The sequence below is a fragment of the Corallococcus sp. AB049A genome (assembly GCF_003668885.1).
Lineage (GTDB): Bacteria > Myxococcota > Myxococcia > Myxococcales > Myxococcaceae > Corallococcus > Corallococcus interemptor.
On record NZ_RAWL01000665.1, the window covers coordinates 1 to 2954 of the forward strand.

Annotated in this window: 3 protein-coding genes; all 3 read left to right on the forward strand. The window is 71.4% G+C overall.

Annotated features, from left to right (window positions below; all coding sequences use genetic code 11):
• On the forward strand, positions 1 to 1381 hold a 1381-nt coding region (locus D7X55_RS37985; RefSeq protein WP_121725591.1), incomplete at its 5' end, for an AAA domain-containing protein.
• Between the two features lie 201 nt (positions 1382 to 1582).
• Positions 1583 to 1771: a hypothetical protein gene (locus D7X55_RS37990; protein ID WP_120551369.1), complete on the forward strand. Its 189-nt coding sequence runs from the start codon at positions 1583 to 1585 to the stop codon at positions 1769 to 1771.
• A 53-nt stretch (positions 1772 to 1824) separates the two neighbouring features.
• Positions 1825 to 2700, forward strand: a complete 876-nt coding sequence (locus D7X55_RS37995; RefSeq protein ID WP_121725592.1) for an alpha/beta fold hydrolase — start codon at positions 1825 to 1827, stop codon at positions 2698 to 2700.
• Positions 2701 to 2954: the final 254 nt, after the last annotated feature.

Genomic DNA, 2954 nt, shown 5'->3' on the forward strand with positions numbered 1-2954 from the left:
GCTCAACCCGGAGCAGCAGGACGCCGCGAAGCGCGCGCTGGCCGCGGAGGACTTCTTCCTGGTCCACGGCCCGCCCGGCACCGGCAAGTCCACCGTGCTGGCGGAGGTCGCGGCCCAGGCCGTCGCGCGCGGAGAGCGCCTGCTCTGCACGGCGGCCAGCAACGCCGCGGTGGATCACCTGCTGGAGCTGTGCCTGGAGCAGGGCCTGCGCGCCCTCCGCGTGGGCCACCCCGCGCGCGTCGCCGCCCGCCTGCAGGAGCACACGCTGGACATCGTGGTGGAGGAGCACCCGGACCGCGTCGTCAGCCGCGACCTGTTCGACGAGGCCTTCGACCTCTTCGGCTACGCGCGCAGGCAGCGCAGCCAGGGCCGCAGCCGCGAGCGCTTCTCCAACGCCCGCTCATCCACGGCCGAGGCCAAGGACCTGATGGACGAGGCGCGCAAGCTGGAGAAGAAGGCCGTGAAGGCCGTGCTCGCGCGAGCGGACGTGGTGTGCGTGACGCTCGCGAGCCTGGGCTCCGGCGTGCTCGCGGGCGAGGAGTTCGACCGCGCGCTCCTGGACGAGGCCACCCAGGCCACCGAGCCGCTGGCCCTGCTGGGCTTCCTGCGCGCGCCCAAGGTGGTGCTCGCCGGAGACCCGCAGCAGCTGCCGCCCACCGTGCTGTCCCAGGAGGCGTCCAAGGCGGGCCTGGGCGTAAGCCTCTTCGAGCGCCTGCTCCAGGACCACGGCGACGACGTGAAGCGCATGCTGCGCGAGCAGTACCGGATGAACGCCGCCATCATGGCCTTCCCCTCCAAGGAGATGTACGGCGGCGAGCTGCGCGCCCACCCCTCCGTGGCGGACCGCACGCTGGACGGTGTGCTGAACCCCGGCGCCCAGGTGGACGCCCCGCCCGTGCTCTACCTGGACACCGCGGGCAAGGGCTTCGACGAGGAGGTGGAGCCCACCACGCACTCGCTGCTCAACCCCGGCGAGGCCACCTACGTCATCGCCCGCGTGCGTGAGCTGCTGGCCAAGGGGCTGTCCCCGCGCGAGCTGGCCGTCATCGCCCCGTACAGCGCCCAGGCCCGCCACCTGCGCGAGGCGCTGGAGGCCGTGCACCCGGACGTGGAGGTGGACACCGTGGACGCGTTCCAGGGCCGGGAGAAGGACGCCATCCTCGTCAGCCTCACCCGCTCCAACAGCGAGGGGCAGCTGGGCTTCCTCAACGACCTGCGCCGCATGAACGTGGCCCTCACCCGCGCGCGCCGGCACCTGTTCGTCGTGGGCGACTCCGCCACCTTGAGCAGCCACCCCTTCTACGGGCGCTTCATCGAAGGCACCCAGGCGGAGGGCGGCTACCGCTCGGCCTGGGAGTGGCCGGACCCGGCTGAACAATGATTGTCATCCCAACGACTCAGGGCTGCCCCGGAGGACTACGCAAGGAGTGCGGGCCGGCCGCGCGAAATTTGTCGCATCGCTGAACGAATTTTGTCACCTGCCCGGCCGCTGGGCGGGGGAGACGGCCGGAAATCAGGCATTTGGCCCCATCCCAGGGGTCGGCACGAAGACTGCTTTCCTTCCCAAACACGGAGGGAATGCATGTCTCAAGCGCCTGTGGTGACCAAGGAGAATGACGTCTGGGTGATTCGGATCGACCGGCCCAACGGCAAGACCCAGGAGTACCGCTGCGCCACGGAGAGCCAGGCCCGGCAGCTGGCCATGGTGCTCGGAAAGCCGGACACCGGCGGCCCGCCGCGCCCGGCGGCGTCGTCCAGCACCGTCGCGTAGGGTCGCCAGCACCCGGGGGGACGGAGTAAGCCGGTGGGCACGAGGAGACACCCGTGCCCGCCGCCGCATTCGAATCCCTCACCGTCGACGCAGAAGGACTGCAACTGCACGTGCGGCAGCGTGGCGCCCGGGGCGCCCCCGCCGTCTTGATGCTCCACGGGTGGCTGGACCACTCCCACAGCTTTGATCCGCTCTGCGAGCACCTGCCCGAAGCCTGGCGCACGGTGCTGCTCGACTTTCGCGGCATGGGACAGAGCGCCCACGCCGGCCCCGGCGCCGCGTACCATTTCAGCGACCACCTGCTGGACGTGGAGGCCACCCTGGACGGCCTGGCCCTGCCGCCGGTGCACCTGGTGGGGCACTCGCTGGGCGGCATCGTCGCGCTGGCGTACGCCGCCGCGCGCCCGGAGCGGGTGAAGAGCCTGACCCTCATCGAGAGCCTGGGCCCCTCCGGAGGTCCGCCCACCGGCGCCGTGCAGCGGCTGCGCGGCTTCCTGGACGACGCGCGCCGGCCCCCCAACCGCAAGCGCTACCCCACCGTGGAGGCCGCGGCGGAGCGCCTGCGTCAGGCGAACCCCACCCTCTCCCCGGACGCGGCGCTGCTCTTCGCGCGCCATGGCACCCGGCGCACGCCCGAGGGCGACTTCGCCTTCACCTTTGATCCGCGCCACCGCCGCCGCTTCGGCCAGGGCTTTGATGAAGCCCAGTGGCTGGCGCTGGAGGCCGCCGTCACCTGCCCCGTGCAGCTGTTGCGCGGCACCGAAGGCCTGTCCCCCGCCCCGGAGCTCCTGGAGGGACGGCTGGCGGCGCTGCGCACGCTGGTGTCCCCGCCCCGCTCGTTCGAAGGCGGCCACCACGTGCACCTGGAGCAGCCCGCCGCCATCGCCGCCGCGATCGCCGCCTTCGTGTCCGAAGCGTCAAGTTCCTGACCTGAAAAGTTGGGGGTGCAGGTTGGCAAAAGGTCAGGAAAAACCTTTCACCCTCCAGGGCACCCCGGTTCCCTCCAGCGCTCACTTGGCCGCTAACGCCTGAGCCAAGTCCCTGAATTCAGGTGGGCACCGGGTGACAGCCCCGGGCGGCACGGGTCTTGATTAGGGGGAGCCCGAGTTGGATCACGTGTCCCGGGCATCCGTGTGCGTGTGGTGGGGAAGGGTGGGGAGCGGACAATGGTGATGGGGTGGAG

Coding starts and splice junctions, on each gene's coding strand:
- D7X55_RS37990 (WP_120551369.1), top strand. CDS start 1,583: ATGTCTCAAGCGCCTGTGGTGACCAAGGAGAATGACGTCTGGGTGATT.